Here is a 25,154-nt window from a genome sequence, read left to right on the forward strand (position 1 = left end):
GGGCCCGTGCGACACCGACACTGGAAGTCCCTGGCGGAGGTGTGCGGCGCCCTGCTGATCGCGGGCTGCGGCCAAGGCCTCACCGCCACACCGGTTTCGGCGAGCGAACCGCGCCCGGCCCCGGCCCAGCCGGTGATTCCGCTGCCCGGACGGACCGTGGTCATCGATCCGGGCCACAATGGCGGCGGCGCAGCGCATCCCGACCAGATCAATGCCCAGGTACCCGACGGTCGCGGCGGCACCAAGCCCTGCAACACCACCGGCACCAGCGGCAACGACGGGTACACCGAACACGAATTCAACTGGGATGTGGGCCAGCGCGTGCGGGATCTGCTCGCCGCCCGCGGCTTTCACGTGGTCATGAGTCGCGACAGCGACGACGGTGTCGGCCCGTGCGTCGACGAGCGCGGCACCCTCGGCAATCGTGTCGGCGCGGCGGCCGTGGTCTCGATTCACGCCGACGGCGCGTCTGCGGGCGCGCACGGCTTCCATGTCGCCTACTCCTCGCCCGCGCTCAATGACGCGCAGTCCGGGCCCTCGGTGCAACTGGCCACCACCCTGCGCGACACCATGGTCGGCGCGGGCTTCACCACCTCCACCTATGTCGGTTCCGACGGCATGAACCCGCGCGCCGATCTGGCCGGACTCAATTTCTCCGAGGTGCCCACCGCGCTCATCGAGTGCGGCAATATGCGCGATCCCGGCGATGCCGCGCTCATCGAATCGCCCGACGGCCGCGCTCGATTCGCGCAGGCCATCGCCAATGCCATCGTGGCCTATCTCGGCTAGCACATCGGACTGATCGACTCACGGCGCGGGGTGCATCCGCGCCCGGTTTGCCGTGAGTACATTCTTCACGTCATTTACGGAATATTTCGGGCTGCAACCCCAGGCAACCGGACCGCTGAGTTCCGGGGAGGACTCCTTGACCACGACCGACGTACGGCCGCGCTCGCGCTTCGCGAACTGGCTACTCGAGGATGCGGGCGAACACCACTCGCAGATCCAGGGGCCGATGGCCAAGAAGGCTCCCAAGGAGCATCAGCATTCCTGGTGGAAGGTCATGTGCCTGACCGGTGTCGACTACTTCTCGACGCTGGGTTATCAGCCGGGCATCGCGGCGCTCGCCGCCGGTGTGCTGTCGCCGATGGCGACCATCGTGCTGGTGGCATTGACGCTGCTGGGCGCGCTGCCGGTGTATCGCCGGGTGGCCAAGGAGAGTCACGACGGCGGCGGGTCCATCGCCATGTTCGCCAAGTTCCTGCCCAACTGGTGGGGCAAGATCTTCATCCTGGTGCTGCTGGGCTTCGCGGCCACCGACTTCACCATCACCATGACGCTGTCCGCGGCCGACGGCGCGGCGCACATTGTCGAGAACCCGTACGTGCCCTCGTTCCTGCAGGACCAGAACATGACCATCACACTGGTCCTGCTGGCGCTGCTGGCGGCGGTGTTCCTCAAGGGATTCAGCGAGGCCATCGGCATCGCGGTCACCTTGGTCGGCGCGTATCTGGCGCTGAATGTGGTGGTGGCCGTGACCGGCATCGTGAAGGTGCTGCAGGCCCCGCACCTGGTGACCGACTGGACGCATCTGCTGACGGCCAAGCACGGCAATATCTTCGCCATGATCGGCGTGGCGCTGCTGGTGTTCCCGAAGCTGGCGCTGGGTCTGTCCGGCTTCGAGACCGGTGTCGCGGTCATGCCGCAGATCAAGGGGAATCCGAACGACCCCAAGGACTTCCCGCGCACCCGCATTGTCGGCACCCGCAAGCTGCTGACCAGCGCGGCGTTCATCATGAGCGGGTTCCTGATCGTCACCAGCTTCATCACCACCGTCCTGATTCCGGAGAAGGAATTCGAGGAGGGTGGGCAGGCCAACGGGCGCGCGCTGGCGTATCTGGCGCACGAGTACCTCGGCAACGCGTTCGGGACCGTCTATGACGTCAGCACCATCGCCATTCTGTGGTTCGCGGGCGCGTCGGCCATGGCGGGTCTGCTCAATCTGGTGCCGCGCTACCTGCCGCGTTTCGGCATGGCTCCCGAATGGGCGCGCCAGATTCGGCCGCTGACACTGGTGTTCGCGCTCATCGCCTTCGGCATCACCTGGTACTTCGACGCCAATGTCGACGCGCAGGGTGCGGCCTACGCGACCGGTGTGTTGGTGCTCATCACCTCCGCGGCCGTGGCCGTGACGATTTCGGCGTGGCGCAAGAAGCAGTACACGCGGGTGGTCGGCTTCGGTGTGGTGTCGCTGATCTTCGTCTACACCACCATCGACAACATCATCGAGAAGCCCGCCGGTCTGCACCTGGCCATTCTGTTCGTGGTCGCGATCATGGTGGTGTCCTTCGCCTCCCGTGTGCGGCGGGCCTTCGAGCTGCGGGCCGTGGACGTGATCTTCGACGAGAAGGCCTGCGCCATGATCGATCTGCTGGCCGAGCACGGTGAGATCCGCATCGTCACCCACGACATCAGCGATGGGCGCTCGGTCGAGGAGTACGCGGAGAAGGAAGCCGATCAGCGGCGCGAGAGCCACATTCCCGAGCGTGATCCGATTCTCTTCCTCGAGGTCATCGTCAAGGATCCTTCGGAGTTCAGCACCACGCTGAACGTGACCGAGGTGGATGTGGCGGACTACCACATCCTCACCGTCGAGGCGGCGGCCGTGCCCAACTGCATCGCCTCCATCCTGATCGCCATTCGCGACCGGACCGGGGAGTGCCCGCACGTGTACTTCGAATGGACCGAGGGCAACCCGCTGGTCAACCTGATGCGGTTCATGTTCTTCGGTGAGGGCGAGGTCGCGCCGGTGACCCGCGAGATCCTGCGCCGGGCCATCCCGCGCCGCTCGCAGCGGCCACATGTGCACGTCGATAGCTGATTCGGGGTCGCAAATCTAGGTGTAACTCCTGGTTTCATACATGGGTAGAATATTGCTACGCTCACGCAGCAAACGCGATATGACACCAGGAGTACCGATGAAGCTACTTCCGACGCTGGGCCGCCGACCGGTGACCGAACCCGGAGAGGTAGCCCTGCACGCCCGGAACGTGCGATTCGATTGGTCCCGGACCGAGCCGGTCTGGATGAAGAAGGAACCGATCGCCTCGCATGTGCTCAATGCCCTGAGCATGCTGCTGCCCGAGGGCGAGCGCATGTTCCTGGTGACCTTCGGCGAGGCCCTCGAACTGGTCAAGGACGAGAAGCTGCGGGAAGCCATGATCGGCTTCATCGGGCAGGAGTCCATGCACGCCGAGAGCCACAACGGGGCCCTGGAAGAGGTGCTCGCCACCCACGGGATCGATGTCGAACCCTATGTGCGGCAGACCGAATTCATCTTCCGCAAGACGCTCGGCCCGCGCGAGATGGCGACGCCCGCGGCGCAGCAGCAGCAACTCGTGGAGCGGCTCGGCGTCATCGCCGCGCTCGAGCACTTCTTCGCCTGGCTCGGCGACTGGGTCCTCAATGCGAATCTCGAGCAGTTCGACGCCGATCCGCAGATGTTGGACCTGTTCCGCTGGCACGGTGCCGAAGAGGTCGAGCACCGCATGGTCGCGCACGACGTGGCCGAGTACTTCGAGATCGGGTATGTGCGCCGCGGCGCGCTCATGCTGATGGTGTTCCCGATCTTCATCGCGCTGATCCTGCGCGGTACCAAGTTCCTGGTGCACGCGGATCCGTCACTGCCCAACCATCGTTATCCAATGTTGATCGCGCGGGTGTTCGCGGGCATGTGGCGAGGCTCGATCCCCGGGGTGCCCTCGCTGCTGATCAGCGCGCTGTCCACCTTCAAGCCCGGCTACACCCCGGAGACCGTGGGCTCGACCGCACAGGCCGTGGCATACCTCGCGCAGTCCCCGGCCGCGCGAGCGATGGCCTCGTGAGGACGGCGCTGAGGTTCGTGAGTATGGATACGGCAGGCTTCGCGCACGCTGGAGCCGAGTGTGGCGAGGTGCGGGCGTGAATACGATCCGGCCGATTCCGGCTGCGCCGCCACAGGACCTGTTCGGCAAGGGGCGCGCGGACCGGGCGACCCGTGTGGTGGACTTCATTGCCGAAAGTCGTTTGCGCTGGACCACTTTCGTGAACCGGCGCGAGCCGGAAGCGCCGGTGAACGAGTGGCGGATTCCGCTGGTCGTGGTGGAGCGGCGGGTGGAGGCGCACGACACCGATGTGATCAGCCTGCTCATGACCGCGCCGGACGGGCGGCGGCTGCCGGAGTGGCGGCCGGGGGCGCATCTGGATCTGGAGTTGCCGTCGGGGCGGGTGCGGCAGTACTCGCTGTGTGGGGACCCGGCCGATCGGCACGCTTATCGCGTTGCGGTGCGGCGGATTCCGGACGGCAACGGGGGATCGCTCGAGGTGCACGACGAATTGACCGTCGGCAGTTCGGTGACCGTGCGCGGGCCGCGCAACGCTTTTCCGTTCGTGCTGCCCGGTTATGGATCCTCTGCCGCGCGAGTGCATTTCGTGGCGGGCGGCATTGGGATCACGCCGATTCTGCCCATGATTCGGATGGCGGATCGGCTGGGCGTGGAGTGGAGCATGGTGTACGCGGGGCGGTCTCGCGACACCATTCCGTTCCTGTCGGAGGTGGAGTCGTTCGGGTCGCGGGTGACGGTGCGCACCGATGACGAGCACGGGATTCCGACCGCTGCCGATCTGCTCGCGGGGGTCGGTTCGGATACGTCCGTCTATTGCTGTGGCCCGGTGGTGATGACCCAGCTCATCGCCGACCGCGTTCGCGAAATGCCCGGCGTCGAACTGTATTCCGAGCGCTTCTCCCCGCCTCCCGTGGTGAACGGCACCGCCTTCCAGGTGGAGCTGGCCCGCACCGGCGAGGTCATCGACGTGCCCGCCGACAAGTCCGTGCTCGAGGAAGTGCTGAAGGTCCGTCCGGACAGCTCCTATTCGTGCCGTCAGGGCTTCTGCCGCACCTGTGTGGTGCGGGTGCGCTCCGGCGGGATCGACCATCGCGACACCGTGCTCACCGCCGCCGAGCGTGCGGCGGGCGACATGCTCATCTGTGTATCCCGTTGCGGCGGGGAACGTTTGGTGCTGGATCTCTAGCGCCGTCTCAATGAGGAGAAGATCGTGACCGATCACCCCACCGTCATCCCGGCCGCGGAGCGCCTGGTGCGCAGCGGCGAGTTCGATATCGCCGTGTACGAATACGGTGAGCCGTCAGCCGAAACCATTGTGCTGGTGCACGGTTGGCCCGACGACAACCACCTGTGGGATCGCGTGGTGCCGCTGCTGGCCGACCGCTTCCACGTGGTCACCTACGACACCCGCGGGCACGGGCGTTCCACCCGCACCGACCGCACCGAGGACTACCGGCTCGAGCACTTCGCGGCCGACTTCTTCGCCGTCGCCGACGCCGTGAGTCCCGATACGCCCGTGCACGTTCTGGCCCACGACTGGGGTTCGGTGGAGATGTGGGAGGCGGTGTGCGAGCCGCGGGCGGCCGAGCGGATCGCGTCGTTCACCTCGGTGTCCGGGCCGAATCTGGACCACCTGGGCGCGTGGGCGCGGTCGAACCTGTCGCGCGGCAAGGTGTGGGGGCCGCTCACGCAGCTGCTGTCCTCGATGTACACCGGGCTGTTCATGACCCCGGGTGTGCCGCGCGTGGTGTTGAAGCCGCTCGGCACCGAGAAGGTGTGGTCGCGGTTCGTCGGCCTGATGAACGAGACCTCGCCGGAGAACATCAAACTCGGGCCGGAATTCCGCCGCGACTTCTTCGACGGCATGCGGATCTACCGCGCGAACATCCTGCAGCGCATGGCCGATCCGCGCGAGCGCCGCACCGAGGTGCCGGTGCAGTTGATCATCGCGCGCCGCGATGTGGCGGTGCGACCCGCGGGCTACGACGACACCAAGCAATACGCGCCCAACCTGTACCGGCGTGAGGTCGACGGCGGGCACTGGCTGCCGTTCTCGCATCCGGAACTACTGGCCACCTCGACCGTCGAGCTCATCGACTCGCTGCGCACGGGGGAGACCTCGCGTGCGCTGCGCCGGGCCGAAGTCGGTTCGCGGCAGCGGACTTTCGAGAATCAGCTGCTGGTGATCACCGGTGGCGGCAGCGGCATCGGCCGCGAGACCGCGCTGGCGTTCGCGCGCGGCGGGGCCGAGGTCGTGCTCAGCGACATCAACCTGGACTCGGCCAAGGAGACGGCGGAACTCATTGCGCGCGAAGGCGGTACGGCGCACGCCTATCAGCTCGACGTGTCCTCCGAGACGGCCGTCACCGAGCACGCCGCGGCCGTCATCGCCGCCCACGGCGTGCCCGACATCCTCATCAACAATGCGGGCGTCGGCGCGGCGGGCGACTTCTTCGACACTCCCGCGGCCGAATTCGACCGGGTGCTGAACATCAACCTGCACGGCGTCATCAATGGCTGCCGGGCCTTCGGCAAGGCCATGGCCGAGCGCGGACTGGGCGGGCACATCGTCAACCTGTCCTCCATGGCGGCCTACACCCCGCAGCGCGGGTTCGCCGCCTACTCCACCTCGAAGTCGGCGGTGTTCATGTTCTCCGACTGCCTGCGCGCGGAACTGGCGGGCAAGGGCATCGGCGTGCACACCATCTGCCCCGGCATCGTGCACACCAATATCGTTGCCACCACGCGCTTCTCGGGCGTTTCGGCCGAGGAGGAGGCGGCCAAGCAGCAGCGCTACGACAAGCTGTACGCGGCGCGACGCTACGGACCGGAGAAGGTGGCGGCGCAGATCGTCAAGGCGGTCGAGAACAATCGCGATGTCGTGCCGGTGACGCCGGAAGCCTGGCTGCAGTACCGGTTCAACCGTTTCGCCCCGGCGGTGGCCCGATTCTTCGCAGCGCGTGTCAAGCTGACGTAGCGGGTACCCATCGGCGCGGGGGCTCACACCGAGGGTGGGTCCCCCGGAAATCGGGTTTGCCCTACCGCTCTCGAGCCGCGTAGCTTTCCGCTATATCTCGCGGTCAGCGGGGCCGCGAGGCGGGGGAGGAGGCCGACGGTGGTTGGCGTACTGATCTTTCTGGCGGTGGTGGCCGTCATCGTGGCGGTGTTGCTCGCGGCCATGCGGAACGAGCCGCCCGAGGTTCCCCGTGACCGGCGGCGGAGCTGGGGCCACGGTGCGGTCGGAGCGGACTGGGGCAGCGGTTCGAGCGATAACGGCGGCAGCGGGTGGGCCTTCGGCGGCGATGGCTCCAGCGATAGCGGCGGTTCCAGCGACAGCGGCGGCCACGGTCACGGCTCCGGCGGCGGGCACAGCGGTTGTGGTGGTGGGCACAGCGGGTGCGGCGGTGGGAGCAGCAGTTGTGGTGGCGGGAGCAGCAGTTGTGGCGGCGGCGGGAGCAGCTGCGGTGGTGGCGGTGGTTGCGGGGGAAGTAGCTAGTCTCCGCTAGTCCGCCCGCAGCGCCGCCTCGATGGAGTGGACCCGGTTCGCGGGGATGCCCCACGGATGGTCCACTCCCACAACGGTGTCCAGGTCCCACAGCACGCAGTCCTCACCCGGCCGCGCCACGAACGACCAGGCCACCACCGTGCGCCCGAGCTGATCGGCCATCGGGTCACCCGATCCGCTGCCCTCCCCATCGGGAAAGTGGTGCAGGAACCGGCCGTACGCGCCCTCACAGAACCGCGCATATCTCTTCGTGCACAGGATCAGCCCGTGCCAGGCCTCGTCCACCGCGTGCGAGGGCATCCCGATCACCTGATCGTCGCGCATGGCCGCCCCGGCGCACCGCAACCATTGCCGCAGACCGGTTTCCACCAGTTCCCGCGGCTGCCACGGGCAGGTCTTGAACACCGCTTCCGGCAGTACCAACTCGTCGGCGGCCCGATTGATCCGATCGATATCCGGTCGCCGGAAGCGGTGCAGCAGCATGCTTTACGGTAGCTCGGCGTCGGCCACGGCGGCCTGCTGGCCGCGGGTGGCGCGCAGGCTGCTGAGGGTGACCGTCGCCAGCACCACCACGATCACGAGCAGCGATGCGGCCGTGGGGATCTGCGGGACGCCGCTCCAGATGCCGTGCGCCCAGTGCAGGACCAGCTTCACGCCGATGAAGGCGAGGATGGCGGCCAGACCGTAGGCCAGGTGCACCAGGCGGGACAGGGCGGCGTGCAGAACGAAATACAGTGCGCGCAAACCGAGTAGGGCGAAGGCGTTGGTGGCGAAGACCAGGAACGGGTCGCCGGTGACGCCGTAGACGGCGGGGACGGAGTCGACGGCGAAGACCAGGTCGGTGGCCATGACGGCGGCCACGACCAGGGCCAGCGGGGTCAGGGCGCGGCGCAGGACGTTCGGTCGGTCCGGATCCGGTTCGGTCACCACCATTTTGGTGCCGCGGTAGTCGTCGGTGACCGGCCAGAAGCGACGCAGCAGGCGCACCGACTTCATGTTCGAGACGTCGACGTCCTGTTCGTGTCCGCTCAGCGCGTCCGACAGCAGCTTCACGGCGGTGACCAGCAGGATCAGGCCGAAGAGCAGGAACGCCCAGTCGAGGGTGGCCAGGGCGGCGGCACCGAGGGCGATGAAGATGCCGCGCAGCACCAGCGCGCCCGCGATGCCGTACAGCAGCACGCGCTGGGCCAGCGCCTTCGGGACCGCGAAGGCCGACAGCAACAGCATGAAGATGAACAGGTTGTCCACCGACAGCGACTTCTCCAGCAGGTAGCCGGTGAAGAACTCCATGGCCGGGGTGCCGCCGTTGTGGAACCACAGGAGGAAACCGAAGGCGATGGGCAGCGCGATATAGAAGACGGTCCAGCCGAGCGCCTCCCGCATGGACACCTCGTGCGGGCGGCGGGTGAGCGCGAAGTCGAAGACGAGCAGCGCCAGCACCACGGCGATGGTCGCACCCCACAACCAGGGCGTGCCGACGGTGTCGATGGTGGTGGAACTCGCGAGAACGGACAGGGTAGGACTCATGGGACCTCCTCGGGCATGGGAAACCAGCCGAGGTCTCCTTCACCCTGTCCTGGGGCAACCACCCGGGGGACGCGACGGCGCGGCCCGTACTGACCGGAATGATTCTTGGGAAGTACTCCCCTCTGCGCGACAGGATAGCCGACCCTTACCCGCCCGGTCCACTCGACACGCGTCCGCGCCGGGGTCCGTCAGCGCGGTGTGAGCACAACCACGGCAATCGGCCGCTTCGTCATCTTCTGATACTGCGCGTACCGACCCTTGTTCACCTTGTCGGCCAGCGCGAAGCGCCGCGCATACTCCGGATCATCGGGATAGGTGGCTTTCGCCGTCACCGGAATCCTCTTGGTCCCCACCTGAATCTCACAGTCCCCCTTGGCCTTCACATTCGCCAGCCACCCCGGCGGCCGTGGCGATCCACCATTGGACGCGGTCACCAGATAATCCTCACCGTCCTTGGCATAGGTCAGCGCGTTCGTCCGCTGCTGACCCGTCTTCCGCCCAACCGTCCGTAGCAACAGCGTCGGGTTACCGAACAGCAGCCGGTGCCCCACCAACCCGTTGCTGTTCTCGTAGATCCACTGATGCCCCTCGAGCACCTTCACGAACAAGCCCGCCATTCCATGCCTCCTGCCGTCGTGGTCACCCCAACATTAACGCTTCACGATTCGATCACGATCTCGTGGATACCTTCGCCGCGTTGACTCACCCACCCCGCGAAACCCACACCCCACCAAAAGGATTCACACCCATGACCACCACCCTCACCACCCCCATAAAACCCCGCAACCCAGTCCTCGTCTGGCTGGTCTGGCCCCTCATCACCCTCGGCATCTACTTCTTCGTCTGGTACTACAAAATCCACAAAGAAATGGCCGAACTCCGCCGCGACCCCGAAGCCCCGGTAGCCGGCCCCCTCCTAGTAATGCTCTTCCTCTCCTGGACCGGCATAGCCGCCCTCATCAGCTTCTGGCGCACCGGCACCCGAATCCGCCAATCCCAAGAATCCGCCGGCCTCGACCCGTCGTGCTCCCCTTTGGTGGGCTTCCTCCTCAACTTCATCCTCGGCCTGGGCATCCTCTACTACCAGCTCGAACTCAACAAGATCGCCACCCGCCTCGCCTAACCCATGTCCTGCCCCTCCTCCCGGGGCAGGACACTCCGACAGTCTTCCCCGAGCCCAAGTAGGCATTCCAGTCATGGTCGCGGTAACATCGCGACGCCCGCGCGTAGCCGCGGTCAGGGGCGGTAGCTCAGTCGGTTAGAGCCGTGGACTCATAATCCATTGGTCGCGGGTTCGAGCCCCGCCCGCCCCACACACTCCCTGCTGGTGTCACCAGTACTCCCATATGGCCCGGTGTCGGGGCGAGCGTCAGGTGCGTCGAGAATCACCTCCACCGCAATGGATATAAAGCGAGTACGTGTTGCTCATACTCGCGATGGTGCGGTGATATCGCATGCGGCAGTGGACTGTCTCGCTGGATGGGCCCTTCGGGTGGAGGATGGGCCGAAACGTGCACTATTGCGGGATGTTTGGCAGAAAGCTGTCCATCGCGGATGGTTTGTGCAGGGATTGACCCATTGTTTGGGAGTGCATTGGTCCCATAGCTGTATCTCGCGAGGGTCAAGGTTTCGCTTTGCGGGTCGACACGGTGATTGCGGTGGCGACGGCTATGGCGAGGGTGGAAGCGAGAGTTGTTGTGGGCCAGCCGAAGTAGGTTGCGGCGGAGGTGCCGAAGGCGGTGCCTGCGCTGCCGCCGAGGAAGTAGATGAGCATGTAGGCGCTGTTGAAGTGGGCTGGGGCCGATGGGTCGATGGCGAGGACGGTGCTTTGGTTGGAGACCTGGGCGGCGAAGAGGCCCGCGTCGAAGAGGGCCAGGCAGACCAGGGTGGCGATGGGGTTGGAGAGGGTTGCGGTCAGGAGCAGGGTGGGGGTGGCTGCGAGGGTGAGGCCGGTGAGGATTACTTGGCGGGGGCCGATGCGGTCGGTTAAGGAGCCTGCTATGCGGGTGGCGGGGATGCCGAGGAGGCCGGCGCAGGCGTAGAGGCCGATTTGTTCGGGCGAGTAGGAGAATGGGGGCTCGGAGAGGGCTACGGGTAGGCCCGACCAGATCGTGCAGAAGGCGAAGAACCATAGGGTGCCGCGGGTGGCGGCCAGGCGCAGCACGGGGAATCGGGCGTAAAGGCCTGGGAGGCTGCGGAGTTGGGAGAGGTAGCCGGTATCCGGGGTGGTGTGTGCGGCGGGTAGGACCGCTCGTGCGGCGATGGCGGTTGCGGTGCTGGCTGCGGCCAGGAGGAGGAGCATGGGGCGCCAGCCGAGGGATTCGGTGAGCCAGCCGCCGAGGATGCGGCCCAGGAGGACGCCGGCGGAGATGCCGGCGGTGACTATGCCCAGGACGGTGGCGCGGCGGGTGGGGGCGGCGAATCGGGCTGCTATGGAGCTCAATTGGGCTCCTACCGCGGAACCGGCCCCGATGATGCCGGTGGTGAGGCCGAGGAGCCAGGGGGAGCCGACTGCTGCCGTGGCGGACAAGGATGCTGCCAGGGACCAGAATTGGGCCGATACGACCGTGCGGGGCGGGAATCGGTCCACCAGGGGAACCAGGAGGGCGAGGCCCAGCATGTAGCCGACCGGTCCGCACGCCAGCGCGGTGCCGATCTCCGCGAGTGAGGTGCCGAGCGAACCGGCTACCGCCGCGATGGCGGGCTGCAGCGGATAGATGCTGGCGGTGCCCAGCGCGGCGGCGACGGCCATGAACCACACCACCGGTGTCCGCAGGCGGGTAACCCGTTCGACGGCAATAAGTTCGGATTCCATGACCCGACGCTACGAACGCCACCGCCCGTGAGGCTGGCGCGATTTGGACATTACCGTGCACGTGTCGAAGGCGATCGACCGTCACCGAAGAACCCCGGGTCGATGACCCGGGGTTCCGCGTGAATTCTCGCGACCGCTCAGAAGCAATAGGGGAACTTGCATTTGGTCGGGTCGTTGGGGCCGAAGATGATGGTGATCAGGCCGTTGATCACCGCGTCCGCGGCGGCCGAGCCGGTGTTGAAGGCCACATTCTGCGCGGATGTCGCAGGGGCGGACGCGATTTCGGGCTGGGGCGTGGCGGACGCGGTCGCGGGGGCGGCCACGAGAACGGCCGCCGCGGCGGTCAGGAGGGTCTTGCGGAGCATTGTTGTGCCTTTCGGAATCGTGGAGCGGCCTAGATGACCAGGCAGGAGCTGCCGCCGTTGATGCCGGTGCCGACGGTCAGGACGATGGCCTTGGAGTCGTCGTTCTGGGTCACCAGGATGGTGTGGGTACCCACGGTGGTCGGGGTCCAGCTGGCCACCTGCGTCTTCGGGGACGGGCTGCCGTCGGTGCGGGCGAACCAGACGCCGTTGTCGAAGAAGTTCATGCCCGCGCCGGAACCGCTGTTCGCGATGACCGAGTAGGTGCAGCCGGTGCCGAAGCCGTTGCTCAGGCCGCCTCCGGCGATCAGGACCTGGGTGCCGATCTCGGCGGACGCCTGCGGCGCGTTCAGGATCAACCCGGCGGCCGACAGCAGGACCGCGACCGACGCCGAGTTCCGAAGACTGCTCATCTCAAACGACTCCTCAGTTAGCTTCAAGCGAACTTCGGTCATGTTGCCAAATAACAGCTTCTGGCTATATCGGGCACATGCCCTATTCGAGCGCCGATTCGGAAATCGCCCCCAATTTTCGGGGGTTGCCCGGGGGCCGCCGAAGGTTCGCCGGTTGATCGCCTCCGGTTCACATCCCGCCGATATAACGACTCGCGATCTATTTGTGGGGCGCGCGGTGACAAGCGTGCCGCACGCGTGAAGAGGAGTTTGTTGGTGTCAGTTTCAATGCGGCGCAGCGGGATTGTCGTGCTGGTCTCCGCGGGTCTGCTCGTGTCCCCGTTCCTGGGTTCGGCGGTGGCGGAGCATGCGGCGACGATCGCCGTGCCGGTCGCGTCGGCCAAGCCCGTCAAGGGGCAGACGGCGGACGCGCCGCGGCTGCAGAGCGTGGTGAATTTCCGGGATCTGGCCGGAACGGGCGAGGGCTACCAGGCGCAGGGCAGCCACCACCTGAACAAGGGTGTGTTCTACCGCTCGAACGCGCTGACCCCCAATGACGCCGATCTGGCCACCCTCGATGGCCTGCACCTGAGTTCGGTCTTCGACCTGCGCAGCGCCGACGAGATCGCGCAGAAGGCCGACCGGATGCCCGCGGGCGCGGCGTACGTGAACATTCCGATCTTCTCCGGAAACCTGTCGACCGGCATGCCGAGCTTCACCTCCCCCGACGCCGCGCGGAAGTTCATGCAGGACATCAACAAGTCCTTCGTCACCGACGCCGGTGAACGCGGCAAGTTTGCCGACCTGCTCACCCAGCTGGCCGAACAGCAGGGCCCGGCCGTGTTCCACTGCACCGCGGGCAAGGACCGCACCGGCTGGACGGCCTACCTGCTGCAGAGCATCGCCCGCGTGAGCGACGCCGACATCATGAGCGACTACCTGCTCAGCAACGATTACCTGGCCGCCAGCAATGCCGCGACCCTGGCCCAGATCAAGGCCGCCAAGGGCGAGCAGGCCGCGGCCATCTACGCCCCGCTGCTGGGCGTCGACCGCACCTACCTGCAGGCCGGAATCGACCAGCTCACAGCGGATTACGGCTCGGTCGACAAGTACCTCAAGGACGGTTTGGGCCTCAATGGCCACACCATCGAGCAGCTGCGCCACAAGCTGATCCAGTAAGCCCCCTGAACGGGTTCGCCTGTGTTACAACGGAATTACGAGTAGTTCTCGTTGCTAACGATCTGGAGGTCCCAGGATGTGTGGGATTGCAGGGTGGATTTCGTTCGATCAAGATCTGACGCGGCGGCAGGCCGTGGTCGACGCAATGACCGAGACCATGGCCTGTCGCGGGCCGGACGACCGGGGGACATACCTCCGAACGCACGCGGGGTTGGGGCACCGCCGACTGGCGGTGATCGATCTGCCGGGCGGCGCGCAGCCGATGGCGGCGCTCGGGGGTGACGTGGCGATCGTGTACTCGGGGGAGGCGTACAACTATCGCGAATTGCGGGCCCGCCTGCGGGAATTGGGGCACCGGTTCCGCACGGACAGCGATACCGAAGTCGTGCTGCACGGCTACCTGGAATGGGGTCGGGAGGTGGTCGACCACCTCAACGGCATGTACGCGTTCGCGATCTGGGACCAGCGCGACGAAACCCTGACGCTGGTGCGCGATCGCATGGGAATCAAACCGCTGTACGTGTACCCGACGCGGGACGGCGTGCTGTTCGGCTCGGAACCCAAGGCGATCCTCGCCAATCCGCTGGCGCCCAAGGCGGTCGACGCCGATGGCCTGCGAGAGTTGTTCGCCTTCACCAAGGCCCCGGGCTGGTCCCTGTGGAAGGGCATGTCGGAACTGCTCCCGGGCACCGTGATGACCGTGGACAGCAAGGGAATTCACGAACACACCTACTGGCGGCTGACCGCCCGCGAGCACACCGAGGACACCGATCGGACCGTCGATCACGTCCGCGACCTGCTGACCGACATCGTCGACCGCCAGCTGATCGCCGACGTCCCCCGCTGTGTATTACTCTCCGGTGGACTGGATTCCAGCGCCATCACCGGCCTCGCCGCGCGCCGACTCGCCACCCAGGGCGAACAGCTGCGCACCTTCTCGGTCGATTTCGTGAACCAGGAGGAAAACTTCGTCCCCGACGACATGCGCGACACCCCGGACTCGCCCTTCGTCCGCGACGTGGCCCGGCTGGTGGGCTCCGAGCACCGCGATGTCGTGCTGAATCCCGCCGACCTCACCGATCTTTCGGTCCGCCGGGCCGTGATCGGCGCACGCGACATCCCGCTCGGCCTCGGCGATATGGACAGCTCCCTCTACCTGCTGTTCCGCGCGATCCGCGAGCATTCGACGGTGGCGCTCTCGGGCGAATCCGCCGACGAGGTCTTCGGCGGCTACCGCTGGTTCCACGACGGCGTCGCCCTGAATGCCGAGACCTTCCCCTGGCTGGCCTTCAGCCCGACCCTCACTCTCGAATCACGCTGGGAGATCATCAATCCCGAGCTACGCCCACGCCTACGACTACCCGAGTACGTGGCCGATCAATACGCCACGGCGGTGGCCGAGGTTGAGCACCTCCCCGGCGAATCCGACGTCGAGCACCGCATGCGCACCGTCTGCCACCTGCACCTGACCCGCTTCGTCCGCCAGCTGCTCGACCGCAAGGATCGCATGTCCATGGCGGTGGGACTCGAAGTGCGCGTGCCCTTCTGCGATCACCGCCTCGTCGAATACGTGTACAACACCCCCTGGGCGCTCAAGACCTTCGACGGCCGCGAGAAGAGCCTGCTGCGGGCGGCCGCGAAACACGTGCTCCCCCAATCGGTCGTGGAGCGCGTGAAGAGTCCGTACCCGTCCACGCAGGATCCGGGCTATGCCGCCAATCTTCAGCAACTCGTGAAAGAGCGCTTGTCCGACCACGATTCGCCGCTGTTCGACCTCCTCGACCGGGAATGGCTGCTGCTGGCGGTGGAACAGGATCCGGCCCGCATGGCACCGCAGGTCCGCATCGGCCTGGACCGGGCCATCGATCTCGGTACCTGGCTGGATCTGTATTCACCCGACCTGCACTGGAATTGAGCGAGCCCGGCGGGGCGGTGGACGCTGCCGATCCATCGCCCCGCCGGTTACCGATGCCTCCTCGACGTGGCGGTATTCGCGCGGGCGACTAGGAGATCGCCGCGCCGACGAAGGCACCGATGACCGCGCCGACCGCACAACCGACGATCGCGCCGACCAGGAAGAACCAGATGCCGATAATGATTCCGATGACGCAGCCGATCACCGCGCCCGCGAATATCGCGCCACCCTCATCGGCGTCGACCTGGTGCATGAACGGCAGATCCTGCGAACTGGTCGCCGCCACCGTGGGCCCGCCCACCGGGGTGAGCGTCAGCGAGGTATCGCTGTTCAAGGCGGGAGTGACCTGGAGGACCTGACCGGTATTCGCGGTGAGCGTCAGCGGAATCGACCCGACGATCGTGCCGTCGTCGGCGACGACCTGCACCGAGTCCGGTGCGAGTGCGAAGTGGCCGGAGGCCAGGGTGACCAGGGCATTGGAGTGGTCGGCCGCCAATGTGGTGGAGTATCCGACCGAACCATCCACCCCGTTGACCGTGACATCGGCAAGCCCCGCCTCGCCGTGCGCCGTGGCCATGGTTATTCCGGTGGCTGCGATGGCGAACACGGTGGTCGCCATCATCTTCTTGGTGAACATTTCCTTTTCCCATCCGTTCGGGGTTTTCCTTTGACGTTCCCCCGACGAACGGCACCGGATGTGAGATCAATAATGCGCTCGAACGCGGCCCGTGTCCATGGCCATAGCCGCTGATGAGACCGGTTTTTCGAGGCTGCGCCGCTCCACTTCGCGCAGCAGCGCGGCCACCCGCGGATCGTGGGCCAGGCCGAAATCCAGCACCCGGTTGATCAGACCGCGCAGCAGCGCGTACGGAATCCAGGGACTCGGTGAGATCGATTGCGGCGCACGCCTTTCGATCGCGTCGGCCACGGTGCGCGCGGCCTGCTCGGCGGTGATGCGCGCACTGAGCGGCCACGGCAGCAGCGCCTCGATCCGACGGCCGAGGTCATCGCGATCGAGCGTGGCATGCGTCATTTCGGTCTCGACGATCCCGAAATACGCGATTCCCGCCGAGGCCCCGTGCGGCGCGAGCTCCACCCGCAACGCCCGCCCCAACTGCTCGACCGCCGCCTTGCTGATCATGTACGGCGCGCCGCCCATGCCCGGCGCGAAGGCGGCACACGAGGACACGACCACGACATGCCCACGGGCGGCGATGATGTCGTCCAGCGCGGGGTGCACGGTATTGAACACGCCGGTGAGATTGATATCGAGGACGCGATCGAAGTCGGCGGGATCGATGGTCCGCAGGGTCGCCGGTCGAGGCACCACCCCGGCGTTCGCGACGACGATATCCAGATGCCCGAAGTAGGCGACCACCTGTGGAATCGCCTCGGCCATGGCGGCGCGATCGGACACGTCGGCGATGACCGGCAGGGCGCGCTCGCCGAGCGCGCTGGCCACCGAGGTGGCGGCCTCCGCATCCACATCGACCACGGCCACCGACGCGCCCCGCCGGTACAGGATCTCGGCGAGCGCGCGCCCGATGCCCTGCCCCGCACCCGTGATCAGCGCGACCCGGCCCTCGGGCCGGAAGGAGCTCGGGCAGGGCAGGCAGCGCGGGGTGGACATCAACGGCTCATTTCGGTGACGGCGGCGGGGGTGAGGGCGTAGGACTCGGCATCGAAGCGCCGTGTGCGCCTGCGGTACTCGAAGCTCCAGTTCGGATACAGTCCGGCATTGCGGCCGTCGGCGGTGGTGTAGTAGCCGCGGCAGCCGCCGGTCAGCCAGACGCTGTCGGCGCTGCGCCGGTCCATCTCGTCGAGGAAGTCGTCCTGTACCTCCGGCCGCAGTTCGATGCGGCCGATCCCGTTGTCGCGCATGGTCTTCAGCGCGTCCACGATGTAGGTGATCTGGGACTCGATCATGTAGATGGCCGACTGGTTCCCGGCCGCGCCGAAGGGCCCCAGCGTGCAGAAGAAGTTGGGGAACCCGGCGACGGCGGCACCCAGATAGCTTTGCGGCTCCAGGTGATACAGATCGGCGATGGACAGCTTGTGGCGGCCGATGTAGCGGTGATAGGCCGACGGGATGGAGGTGAATCCGGTGCCGAAGATGATGGTGTCGACCGCGTGCTCGGTGCCGTCGCGCAGCACGATGGAGTGCGGGCGTACCTCGGCGATGGCTTCGGTGAGGACATCCACATTCGGCTGATCCAGCGCGGGCAGATAGGCATCGGAGAAGATGGCCCGCTTGCAGCCGATGATGTAATCGGGCGTCAGGGTCCGGCGCAGCCGCGGGTCCCGTACCTGCCGCCGCAGCTGGAGTCGGCCGAGCGCCTCGTAGGGGTGACGAAAGCGCTTGTCCACCAGAGATATCAGTCCGAAGCCCTCGATGGCCGCGTACCAGCCGCAGCGTATCGCCTTCTGGACGAGGGGAATCCGGCGCAGCAGCATGCGTTCCAGGCCGATAATGGGACGGTCCAGGCGCGGCACGATCCACGGCGCGGACCGCTGAAACAGCAGCAGCCGATCGACCTGCGGCTGAATTTCCGGCACGAACTGCACCGCCGACGCACCCGTGCCGATCACCGCCACCCGCTCGCCGGTCAGATCGTGCTCGTGATCCCAGTGCAGCGAGTGGAAGGCCTTGCCCTCGAAGCGATCCAGCCCCGGCAGCTCCGGATACTTCGCCTCGGCAAAGATACCCGCCGCCGAGATCAGGATGTCGGCGGTCAGCGCACCGCGGCTGGTCTGCACCCGCCACACCGTGCGTTCATCGTCCCAGCGGGCGTCGAGCAGTTCCGCGCCGAATCGGATGTGCCGCACCACATCGTGCTCGTGGGCGACCCGGCGCAGGTACTCCAGAATCTCCGGCTGCTTGCCATAGGTCCGCGACCAGTCCGGATTCGGGGCGAACGAATAGCTGTACAGCTGTGACGGCACATCGCAGGCGCAGCCGGGATAGGTATTGGCCCGCCACGTCCCACCCAGGTCGTCGGCGCGCTCGAGGATCACCAGATCCTCGAAACCGGCCTCGCGCAGCTTGACCGTCAGGCCGATACCGCCGAAACCCGCCCCGACGACCGCGATTCCGACGTGTTCGACCGCACCCGAATCGGCTTCGGCGGCACGTGTTTCCGTATCAATCGACATGTATGTTCCCGAGGTTCTACAGATCGAGCACGAGAGTGTCGCCCGCGGCGCGGGAGACGCAGAGCAGCATGTGGTCGGCCCGCTCGGCGGGGGTGAGCAGGCGATCGCGATGATCGACCGCACCGGCGCGGACCGCGACCTTGCAGGTACCGCAAAAGCCTTGGCGGCATGAGTAATTGATATCTGAAAGCACCCGTTGGACCGCCGCCAGCGCGGTCTCGGCCGCGCCGACACGCACGGTCCGGCCCGTGCGCGCCAGCGTCAGATCGAAGCCGCGGCCGTCGACCACCGGCCGGGCCGAAAAGCGTTCCGTATGCAGCGATCCCGTGGGATCCAACGCGAACCGGCACCGCTGCGCGGCCTCGATCATGGCGGGCGGCCCGCACACATACACCGCCGCGCCCGGCTCGGCCGTGGCGATGATCGCCGCCACATCGGGCGCTCCGACCTCGTCATCGGCCCGAATCTCGGCGTCGGGCAACTCATCCAGGAACGGCATCGACTCCCGCGACCGCCCCGCGTACACCAACCGCCCGCGTGCCCCGACTGCCCGCACCATCGGCAGGATCGGCGTAATCCCGATCCCACCGGCGACAAACAGATACGACGGCGCATCGACCAGCGTGAACGCATTGCGCGGCCCACGAATCCGCACCCGATCGCCAACCCACAGCCCCTCGTGGACCTCCCGCGACCCGCCCTCGCCGTCCGGAATCAACCGCACCGCAATCCTATACCGCTCGCGGTCACTCGGATCCCCGCACAGCGAATACTGCCGCTGCCGCCCGGAGGGCAGGAACACATCCACATGCGCCCCGGGCCGCCAACTCGGCAATGCCCGCCCATCGCCCGCCCGCAACGTCACCGCAAGCACATCGGGCGCGACCAGCTCCAACTTCTCGACGACGGTCGCCAGCTCGAACCCACTGCGCCGCACCGGTTTCGACGGCGACAGCACATGCGCCGCCGCACCGGCCACGAACACCCGTTTGTAGACATCCACCGCCCCACCCAGCACCCGCAGGCCCAACGGCGGGCCAGCCGGTCCTTGCCCGGTTCGAGAAAGTTCGATGCTCATTCGGCCGCCGCCCGGGCCGCGGGGGAGTGGGCGAGGTAGCGCAGGGCGGTGTCCATCGGGCCCAGTTGGGAGGGATGGAATCCCGGGCGTAGGTAGCGCGGAATTTCTGTGAAGAAGACGGTCCAGCTCGGGATCACGCCGCGTCGGGTCGCGTTCAGGAACTGCCAGCCCCAGAATCGACCCTTGTTCGGCGACGGGTCCTTTCGGTAGAGGTAGCCCGCCGAGAGGATGAACAGTGGCAGCAGGGTCAGGCTGGCGAGTACACCCGTGCGCGCTTTGCGCAGGTAGCCGCCGTCCAGATACATGTAGGCGTCGTAGACCACGCTGCGGTGTTCGACCTCCTCGGCCCCGTGCCAGCGGACCAGGTCGAGCATGGCCGGATGCATGCCCTTGGCCTCGAGAATGTCGGCATTGAGCAGCCATTCGCCGAGCACGGCCGTGTAGTGCTCCATACCGGCGAAGAGTCCGAGCCGTTCCTTGAGCCATTCCTCCTTGGCCCGCCCGGTCAGCCCATGATCGCCGAGGATTCGATCCACCAGCCAGGCAACACTTTTCACGTATCCATCGACATCCAGCCCGAGATCTCGCAAATGCCGCCGCGCGGCCTCGTGGCTGCTGGCATGCATGGATTCCTGCCCGACGAACCCCGTGACTTCCTCCCGCAGCCGCTCGTCCCGGATGTAGGGCAGGGCCTCCGACAGCGCCTGCGCCATGGCCCGTTCGCCCTCCGGCAGCACCAGGTGCATGACGTCGACAATGTGGGTGGCCAGCACCTCGCCCGGAATGTAGTGCAGCGGAACGGATTCGAAATCGAATCGAACATCGCGCGCGGAAATGGCATGTGCTTCATCGCTGTAGTGGCGCTGCGACGCGCCGACCTTGTCAGCCATGAACGAACCGTACAGCGCAACAATTCGCATTGCAATGTTGCAGCTACAAAATGGCTGAGATTGTTGCATCGGGCGTCGTGCCTGCTAGCGTTGGTCCGGTGACGACCGCGCCGAAGACCCCGCTGACCCGCGCGGATGCCGCCGATGACATCGAGACCCGCATCCTGGACGCGGCCCTGGCCCAATTCCAGAAGGTCGGGGTGAAGAAGACGACCATCGAGGATGTGGCCAAGCAGGCCGGGGTCGATCGGGTGACCGTCTACCGGCGTCTGGGCTCACGCGACGATCTGGTGCAGGCCGTCGTCAGCCGCGAGGTCGCCAACCTGCTCGCCGAGCTCGCGGGCATGCCGGAACGCCACACCGATCTCGCGGATCTGATCGCGGACATCTTCGTCACCGTCATCACCGGTTGGCGGGCGCATCCGCTGGTGGAGCGGCAGCTCGCGCTCGAGCCCGAGCGCATCATCACCAAACTGACCGTCGACGGCGAGACCGTGTTCGCCATGACGGTCGCGGCCACCGTGGACATCTTCGACCGGGCCGCGCGCCAGGGGATCTTCGAGGCCCCGAAAGATCTGGCGGCCCGCACGGAAGTCGCCTGCCGCGTGGTGCATTCGCTGATCCTGGTCCAGGGCGGGGCGGCCGCCCTGGAAACACCCGATGAGCTCGCGGAATTCGCGCGCACGTATCTGGTGCCGGTGATCGCGGGACAGCGCTAGAGCATCGCGGGATAGCGCTAGAGCACGGCCTGGGTCTGGGTCACCTTGGCGACGAGTTTGCCCGCGTCATCCCGGATTTCGGTCTCGACGACAATGAAGCTGCGCCCCTTGTGCAGCGGCGTGGCGGTCGCGGTGGCGTGACCGGACCGCAGCGCGCGCACGAAGTTCGTCTTGGACTCCACCGTCGTCGTGCCCTGCGCACCGTCGGGCAGGTTCAGGAACGCGCAGACCGCCGCCGTCGCATCGGCCAGCGACATGAGCGCCCCGCCGTGCATGGATCCGCCCAGCGTGCAGAGGTTCTCGCGCCACTCGAGCCGACTGCGCACCCGCTCCGGGCCGCACTCGAGCACCTCGATGCCCAGTTCGGTGCTGAACGGCATGGTGGCGAACAACTGCGTACCCACCGAATCGATGGCGATCTCCGTATCGGTCATGAGATCAACAGTGCCCGAGGAAACGAGCGGAGTCGATTACTTCGCGGGTAATGGCAGACTCGGCGCGTGCAGGTTGGTGTGTTGGGGCCCGTTCGGGTCCATGCCGAGGACGGGACGCCGGTGGAGATACCGGGGTTTCGGGTGCGGATGCTCTTGGCGCGGCTGGCCTTGGAGTCGGGCCGGGATGTGCCGGTGTCGGCGCTCATCGACGGGCTGTGGGGTGAGCAGCCGCCGGAGGATGCGGCGGGTGCGTTGCAGGCGGCGGTGTCGCGGCTGCGCAGGGCGTTGCGCGGGGTGGGGACGGTCGAATTCGGGACCGGCGGCTATCGGCTGCCCGGCATCACCGTGGATGCCGATCGGTTCGAGGAATTGGTGCGGCAGGGGCGCGGGGAGCTGAGCGCCGGGCGCGCGGAGGCCGCCGCGCGAATCCTGCGTGAGGCGCTCGGATTGTGGCGGGGACCCGCGCTGGGTGATGTGTTGGACGCGCCCTTCGCACAGGCCACCGCGACCCGGTTGGACGATCTGCGCTCGTCCGCGATCGAGGACCGGTTCGAAGCCGAGCTCCAATTGGGTCAATACGCCGACGTTCTCACCGATCTCGAGACGGCCGCGGGGGACAATCCGTTGAGCGAGCGGCTGGCCGCGCTGCGCATGCGCGGGCTGGCCGCGGCCGGACGGCAATCGGACGCGCTGGCCGTGTACGAGCAGATGCGGGCGCGACTCGATGCGGAACTCGGCATCGACCCGTCGGCGATGCTGCGCGACACCCACCTGGCTCTGCTGCGCGGCGAGCTCGAAATCCCGGCTCCGCGTGCGGAACCCGTGACCAGGGCGCTCCCGGCCCGCCTCACCGGCTTCATCGGCCGCGAGGACGAACTGGCGGAGCTGACCGGGCTGCTGGGCGATTCCCGGCTGGTCACCATTGTCGGCCCCGGCGGCGGGGGCAAGACCCGGCTGGCCCTCGAGGCGATGGACCACCACGCCTCCGGCGCGGTGTTCTTCGTGCCGCTGGCCGAGCTGGGCGCACCGGACCAGCTGGCCGACGCGGTGGCGGGCGCACTGGACGGTGACACCGCCGAACGCCCCGACCGGACGGCCCGCCTGATCGAACTGCTGGATGTCGGCCCCGCCGTGCTGGTCCTCGACAACTGTGAGCACGTCATCGCCGCGGCCGCCGCGCTCGCCGAGCACCTGCTGGACCGGCTGCCCCAGCTGCGCGTCCTCGCCACCAGCCGGGAACCCCTGGCCATCACCGGCGAAGCGCTCTGCCACCTCGGACCCCTGGAGCTGCCATCCGAATCCACGGATCCGGATGCGGCACAACGGTCTTCGGCGGTGCGGCTGTTCCTCGACCGTGCCGTCGCCATCCGTCCGAACTTCGTACTCGACGACACCACCGTCGTCCCGGTGGTGTCGATCTGCCGCCAACTCGACGGTCTCCCACTGGCCTTGGAGCTCGCGGCCGCCAAACTCCGTGCCATGGGCGTCGACCAGGTGGCGCGTCGGCTCGGTGACCGCTTCCGGCTGCTCACCTCCGGCAGCCGCACCGCCCTGCCCCGGCAGCGCACCCTGCTCGCCCTGGTGGAATGGAGCTGGGATCTGTTGGAGGAGCCCGAAAAGGTTTTGGCCCGCAGGTTTTCCGTCTTCGCCGGGGGTGCGACCGTCGAAGCGCTGGAAGCCGTCTGCGCCGACGCCGAACTTCCGGCCGACGACATTCTGTATCTGCTCGACTCCCTGGTCGAGAAGTCACTGGTGACTCTCACGCCGGAGGATCCGCCGCGCTACCGCATGCTGGAGACGATTCGCGCCTATGCCGCCGAACGGCTCGCGACCTCCGGGGAGGATCTGACTTCGCGGTTCACCGGCCATTTCCTCTCTCTCGCCGAAGAATTCGAACCCCGCCTGCGGACCGGTGAACAGCTCGACGCCATGGCCCTATTCGATACCGAGCACGCCAATATGGCGGCCGCCCTGCGCGCCGCGCTGAGCGAGCCCGCGAACCCCGACGTGGCCACCGCGTCCCGCATCGTTCGAGCGATGTTCTGGTACTGGGGAATTCGCGGCATGAGCACCCAGTTCGAGACCGCGTTGAGCGCGGTGATGCGATTCGAGGATCGGTTGACGGCGCAGGCGCGCACGGCATTCCGCGTGATCGCGCTGATGGGCTGGCTGCCAACGACGGGACGTCCGCTGTCGGCGCTGATCGAGGACTGCGTGCGCGCGGGCGGACTGGAATTCCATCCGGCCATGCCGCTGTGGGCCGCGCTGATGGCGGCCCGCGCCGAGGACGAACCGCTCGCCGAACGCCAACTCGAGCAGGCGCTGGCCTGGCCGGACCCCTGGGTGCGGGCCAGCGCGCACCTGGCCCGCGATATCGCCCTGACCGGGCAGGGTCGGCTGCCCGCCGGGGCCGAAGCCCGGCGTGAGGCCCTGAGCGGCTTCGAAACCGTCGGTGACCGTTGGGGTCTGGGCATGACCCTGCTCGCCATCGGCCGCGCGCACTCGCTGCGCGGCGAGCACGATCGGGCGCTCGCCGCCTACGGCCGCGCCGTCACCCTCGCCTCCGAGCTCGGCACGGAGGACGACATGTACGCCGCGCGCACCGCTCTGGCCGAGGAGCGCATGCGCGCGGGTGATCCGGACGAGGCCGAGCGGGATATCGAGGCCGCCCAGCGCTTGGCCGCCGACCAGGGCCTCCCGCGTCTGGCGGCCGTCATCCTGCTCTCGGCCGCCGAATTGCACCGCCGCCGCGGCGACATCACCCGCGCCGACCGAGAACTCGACAACCTGGCCACCCGCATGCGCCGCCTGCCCTACCCGGAAGCCATGGCCGCCAACCACATAGCGCTCGCCCGCCTCCGCAACCGCCTCACCGAAGGAAATGCCGACGCCGCCCGCACCCTCCTCCCCGAGGTGATCGAGGGCGCTCTCCTCCACGGCGACTCCGCCTCGGTCGCCCAGGCCGTGGCCCACGCCGCCGAATTCCTCGCGAAACTCCGCTTCCTGGAGAACGATCCAACCGGTGCCGCCACCGCCCTCGGCCTGAGCGAGGTCCTCCGCGGCATCTTCGACCACGGCGAACCCGAACTGGCCACCCTCACAGCCGAACTCATCGACCGCCTGGGCAAATCCGAATACAGCCGCGCCTACCGCCACGGCAGCGAGACCCCCCGCACCGAAGCCCTGGACCACCTCGCCCACGAGGCCGCCCGCTGACCCAGGCGTGGGGGCTCGCCCACTTCCACGTCATTCCGGCATGCCTTTGGCCGGAATCCACTGTGCTGAAGTGGATTCCGGCCGA

At 67.2% G+C, this 25,154-nt stretch carries 22 protein-coding genes and 1 tRNA gene; 11 read left to right on the forward strand and 12 right to left on the reverse strand.

Going from position 1 to position 25,154, the window contains the following annotated elements; genetic code table 11:
• The first annotated feature begins 6 nt into the window (after window positions 1-6).
• From VMT65_RS07215 to VMT65_RS07235, 5 genes are all read left to right on the forward strand, one after another.
• Window positions 7-789: an N-acetylmuramoyl-L-alanine amidase gene (locus tag VMT65_RS07215; protein WP_326307155.1), complete on the forward strand. Its 783-nt coding sequence runs from the start codon at window positions 7-9 to the stop codon at window positions 787-789.
• Window positions 790-925: 136 nt separating this feature from the next.
• A complete protein-coding gene (locus VMT65_RS07220) occupies window positions 926-2,881 on the forward strand; it encodes an amino acid transporter (protein WP_442790183.1) in 1,956 nt (651 codons plus the stop codon).
• A gap of 97 nt (window positions 2,882-2,978) precedes the next feature.
• On the forward strand, window positions 2,979-3,884 hold the full coding sequence (locus VMT65_RS07225; protein WP_326307156.1) for a metal-dependent hydrolase: 906 nt from the start codon (window positions 2,979-2,981) through the stop codon (window positions 3,882-3,884).
• A 76-nt stretch (window positions 3,885-3,960) separates the two neighbouring features.
• Complete coding sequence (locus VMT65_RS07230; protein ID WP_326307157.1) at window positions 3,961-5,070, forward strand: PDR/VanB family oxidoreductase; 1,110 nt, start codon at window positions 3,961-3,963, stop codon at window positions 5,068-5,070.
• A 21-nt stretch (window positions 5,071-5,091) separates the two neighbouring features.
• Window positions 5,092-6,861: an SDR family oxidoreductase gene (locus VMT65_RS07235; RefSeq protein ID WP_326307472.1), complete on the forward strand. Its 1,770-nt coding sequence runs from the start codon at window positions 5,092-5,094 to the stop codon at window positions 6,859-6,861.
• 525 nt (window positions 6,862-7,386) lie between these two features.
• Here VMT65_RS07235 and VMT65_RS07240 read toward each other — a convergent pair.
• From VMT65_RS07240 to VMT65_RS07250, 3 genes are all read right to left on the reverse strand, one after another.
• Window positions 7,387-7,872 (reverse strand): hypothetical protein, encoded by a 486-nt coding sequence (locus VMT65_RS07240; RefSeq protein ID WP_326307158.1) that lies wholly within the window; start codon window positions 7,870-7,872, stop codon window positions 7,387-7,389.
• A gap of 3 nt (window positions 7,873-7,875) precedes the next feature.
• Window positions 7,876-8,916, reverse strand: coding sequence for a TerC/Alx family metal homeostasis membrane protein (locus VMT65_RS07245; RefSeq protein WP_326307159.1), 1,041 nt, complete (start codon window positions 8,914-8,916; stop codon window positions 7,876-7,878).
• Between the two features lie 188 nt (window positions 8,917-9,104).
• Window positions 9,105-9,533 (reverse strand): nitroreductase family deazaflavin-dependent oxidoreductase, encoded by a 429-nt coding sequence (locus VMT65_RS07250; RefSeq protein ID WP_326307161.1) that lies wholly within the window; start codon window positions 9,531-9,533, stop codon window positions 9,105-9,107.
• A gap of 131 nt (window positions 9,534-9,664) precedes the next feature.
• Between VMT65_RS07250 and VMT65_RS07255 the strand changes: the two genes are divergently transcribed.
• Together VMT65_RS07255 and VMT65_RS07260 are read left to right on the forward strand one after the other, a co-directional pair.
• Window positions 9,665-10,039, forward strand: coding sequence for a DUF4234 domain-containing protein (locus VMT65_RS07255; RefSeq protein WP_326307162.1), 375 nt, complete (start codon window positions 9,665-9,667; stop codon window positions 10,037-10,039).
• 116 nt (window positions 10,040-10,155) lie between these two features.
• Window positions 10,156-10,229, forward strand: a tRNA-Ile gene (locus tag VMT65_RS07260).
• A 308-nt stretch (window positions 10,230-10,537) separates the two neighbouring features.
• On the opposite strand, the gene VMT65_RS07265 is transcribed toward VMT65_RS07260, so the two are convergent.
• The 3 genes from VMT65_RS07265 to VMT65_RS07275 all read right to left on the reverse strand — a co-directional run bounded on the left by VMT65_RS07265 (window position 10,538) and on the right by VMT65_RS07275 (window position 12,506).
• Window positions 10,538-11,731, reverse strand: coding sequence for an MFS transporter (locus tag VMT65_RS07265; protein ID WP_326307163.1), 1,194 nt, complete (start codon window positions 11,729-11,731; stop codon window positions 10,538-10,540).
• Between the two features lie 137 nt (window positions 11,732-11,868).
• Window positions 11,869-12,096, reverse strand: coding sequence for a hypothetical protein (locus VMT65_RS07270; protein ID WP_326307165.1), 228 nt, complete (start codon window positions 12,094-12,096; stop codon window positions 11,869-11,871).
• 29 nt (window positions 12,097-12,125) lie between these two features.
• Window positions 12,126-12,506 carry a hypothetical protein gene (locus VMT65_RS07275; RefSeq protein ID WP_326307166.1) on the reverse strand — a complete coding sequence of 127 codons (381 nt, stop codon included), beginning with the start codon at window positions 12,504-12,506 and terminating at the stop codon, window positions 12,126-12,128.
• Window positions 12,507-12,761: 255 nt separating this feature from the next.
• Here VMT65_RS07275 and VMT65_RS07280 point away from each other — a divergent pair, with 255 nt between their 5' ends.
• Complete coding sequence (locus tag VMT65_RS07280; RefSeq protein ID WP_326307168.1) at window positions 12,762-13,664, forward strand: tyrosine-protein phosphatase; 903 nt, start codon at window positions 12,762-12,764, stop codon at window positions 13,662-13,664.
• 76 nt (window positions 13,665-13,740) lie between these two features.
• The gene (asnB, locus tag VMT65_RS07285; RefSeq protein WP_326307170.1) at window positions 13,741-15,579 is read left to right on the forward strand and encodes an asparagine synthase (glutamine-hydrolyzing); all 1,839 of its coding nucleotides are present in this window, start codon (window positions 13,741-13,743) and stop codon (window positions 15,577-15,579) included.
• An 88-nt stretch (window positions 15,580-15,667) separates the two neighbouring features.
• Here the strand turns inward: asnB and VMT65_RS07290 are convergent, their stop codons facing one another.
• From VMT65_RS07290 to VMT65_RS07310, 5 genes are all read right to left on the reverse strand, one after another.
• Window positions 15,668-16,216 (reverse strand): hypothetical protein, encoded by a 549-nt coding sequence (locus VMT65_RS07290; protein WP_326307171.1) that lies wholly within the window; start codon window positions 16,214-16,216, stop codon window positions 15,668-15,670.
• Between the two features lie 66 nt (window positions 16,217-16,282).
• Complete coding sequence (locus tag VMT65_RS07295) at window positions 16,283-17,209, reverse strand: short-chain dehydrogenase/reductase (RefSeq protein WP_326307173.1); 927 nt, start codon at window positions 17,207-17,209, stop codon at window positions 16,283-16,285.
• A complete protein-coding gene (locus VMT65_RS07300; protein WP_326307174.1) occupies window positions 17,209-18,732 on the reverse strand; it encodes a flavin-containing monooxygenase in 1,524 nt (507 codons plus the stop codon). Before VMT65_RS07300 ends, VMT65_RS07295 begins: the two co-directional genes overlap by 1 nt.
• 16 nt (window positions 18,733-18,748) lie before the next feature.
• Window positions 18,749-19,810, reverse strand: a complete 1,062-nt coding sequence (locus VMT65_RS07305; RefSeq protein WP_442790184.1) for a PDR/VanB family oxidoreductase — start codon at window positions 19,808-19,810, stop codon at window positions 18,749-18,751.
• Window positions 19,807-20,700 carry a metal-dependent hydrolase gene (locus tag VMT65_RS07310; protein ID WP_326307178.1) on the reverse strand — a complete coding sequence of 298 codons (894 nt, stop codon included), beginning with the start codon at window positions 20,698-20,700 and terminating at the stop codon, window positions 19,807-19,809. Before VMT65_RS07310 ends, VMT65_RS07305 begins: the two co-directional genes overlap by 4 nt.
• 98 nt (window positions 20,701-20,798) lie before the next feature.
• On the opposite strand from VMT65_RS07310, the gene VMT65_RS07315 reads away from it, so the two are divergent.
• Window positions 20,799-21,419 (forward strand): TetR/AcrR family transcriptional regulator, encoded by a 621-nt coding sequence (locus VMT65_RS07315; protein ID WP_326307180.1) that lies wholly within the window; start codon window positions 20,799-20,801, stop codon window positions 21,417-21,419.
• 17 nt (window positions 21,420-21,436) lie between these two features.
• On the opposite strand, the gene VMT65_RS07320 is transcribed toward VMT65_RS07315, so the two are convergent.
• Window positions 21,437-21,853 (reverse strand): PaaI family thioesterase, encoded by a 417-nt coding sequence (locus tag VMT65_RS07320; RefSeq protein ID WP_326307182.1) that lies wholly within the window; start codon window positions 21,851-21,853, stop codon window positions 21,437-21,439.
• Window positions 21,854-21,919: 66 nt separating this feature from the next.
• Here VMT65_RS07320 and VMT65_RS07325 point away from each other — a divergent pair, with 66 nt between their 5' ends.
• Window positions 21,920-25,069, forward strand: a complete 3,150-nt coding sequence (locus tag VMT65_RS07325) for a BTAD domain-containing putative transcriptional regulator (protein ID WP_326307183.1) — start codon at window positions 21,920-21,922, stop codon at window positions 25,067-25,069.
• Window positions 25,070-25,154 lie beyond the last annotated feature (85 nt).

The sequence above is a fragment of the Nocardia sp. CDC153 genome, assembly GCF_035818515.1.
In the GTDB taxonomy this organism is placed as follows: Bacteria; Actinomycetota; Actinomycetes; order Mycobacteriales; family Mycobacteriaceae; genus Nocardia.

Coding starts and splice junctions, on each gene's coding strand:
- VMT65_RS07225 (WP_326307156.1), top strand. CDS start 2,979: ATGAAGCTACTTCCGACGCTGGGCCGCCGACCGGTGACCGAACCCGGA.
- VMT65_RS07305 (WP_442790184.1), bottom strand. CDS start 19,810: ATGAGCATCGAACTTTCTCGAACCGGGCAAGGACCGGCTGGCCCGCCG.
- VMT65_RS07300 (WP_326307174.1), bottom strand. CDS start 18,732: ATGTCGATTGATACGGAAACACGTGCCGCCGAAGCCGATTCGGGTGCG.
- VMT65_RS07320 (WP_326307182.1), bottom strand. CDS start 21,853: ATGACCGATACGGAGATCGCCATCGATTCGGTGGGTACGCAGTTGTTC.
- VMT65_RS07295 (WP_326307173.1), bottom strand. CDS start 17,209: ATGTCCACCCCGCGCTGCCTGCCCTGCCCGAGCTCCTTCCGGCCCGAG.
- VMT65_RS07250 (WP_326307161.1), bottom strand. CDS start 9,533: ATGGCGGGCTTGTTCGTGAAGGTGCTCGAGGGGCATCAGTGGATCTAC.
- VMT65_RS07310 (WP_326307178.1), bottom strand. CDS start 20,700: ATGGCTGACAAGGTCGGCGCGTCGCAGCGCCACTACAGCGATGAAGCA.
- VMT65_RS07265 (WP_326307163.1), bottom strand. CDS start 11,731: ATGGAATCCGAACTTATTGCCGTCGAACGGGTTACCCGCCTGCGGACA.
- VMT65_RS07290 (WP_326307171.1), bottom strand. CDS start 16,216: ATGTTCACCAAGAAGATGATGGCGACCACCGTGTTCGCCATCGCAGCC.
- VMT65_RS07245 (WP_326307159.1), bottom strand. CDS start 8,916: ATGAGTCCTACCCTGTCCGTTCTCGCGAGTTCCACCACCATCGACACC.
- VMT65_RS07240 (WP_326307158.1), bottom strand. CDS start 7,872: ATGCTGCTGCACCGCTTCCGGCGACCGGATATCGATCGGATCAATCGG.
- VMT65_RS07275 (WP_326307166.1), bottom strand. CDS start 12,506: ATGAGCAGTCTTCGGAACTCGGCGTCGGTCGCGGTCCTGCTGTCGGCC.
- asnB (WP_326307170.1), top strand. CDS start 13,741: ATGTGTGGGATTGCAGGGTGGATTTCGTTCGATCAAGATCTGACGCGG.
- VMT65_RS07255 (WP_326307162.1), top strand. CDS start 9,665: ATGACCACCACCCTCACCACCCCCATAAAACCCCGCAACCCAGTCCTC.
- VMT65_RS07270 (WP_326307165.1), bottom strand. CDS start 12,096: ATGCTCCGCAAGACCCTCCTGACCGCCGCGGCGGCCGTTCTCGTGGCC.